Source organism: Caulobacter sp. (genome assembly GCF_017744445.1).
In the GTDB taxonomy this organism is placed as follows: Bacteria; Pseudomonadota; Alphaproteobacteria; order Caulobacterales; family Caulobacteraceae; genus Caulobacter.
The window spans coordinates 1-526 of record NZ_JAGIBH010000147.1 but is presented as its reverse complement, the minus strand read 5'-3'; the positions used below and the strand labels follow the sequence as shown (position 1 = coordinate 526).

General features: G+C 60.5%; 1 protein-coding gene. It reads left to right on the top strand.

What is annotated here, in order from left to right:
• On the top strand, nt 1-526 hold a 526-nt coding region (locus J7528_RS24135), incomplete at both ends, for a cellulase family glycosylhydrolase (RefSeq protein ID WP_291879926.1).

The following is a 526-nucleotide window of genomic DNA, read 5'->3' as shown; positions in this document are numbered from 1 at the left end:
GCAGTGACCATGGCTGCAAGGAGGAAGGCAACGCGCCGCTCAAGCAGCTCTACAGCGATATCGCCGCCGCAATTCGGCAGGTCGACAAGCGCCACATGCTTATCATCGAGGGCAATTGCTGGGGCAACAACTATGCCGGGCTGCTGCCCTTCGCCGACGGGAATACCACGCTCAGCTTCCACAAATATTGGAACAACAACGACGAAGCGGCGATCGCGCCCTATCTGAAGCTGCGCGAGACCTACAATATGCCGCTCTGGCTCGGAGAATCGGGCGAGAACTCGAATGTCTGGTTCCGCGACGCGATCCGCCTGGTCGAGGATCACGGCATCGGCTGGGCGTTCTGGCCGCTGAAGAAGATCGGCTTCAACAATCCCTATGAGATCGTGCCCAATCCCGGCTGGGCTAAGCTGGTCGCCTATTGGACCGGCAACGGCCCGCGGCCGAGCGCTGATGAGGCCTATGCCACGCTTATGCAGCTCGCCCGGCACGATATCCGCCACGAGAACAATATCGTGCACCAGGA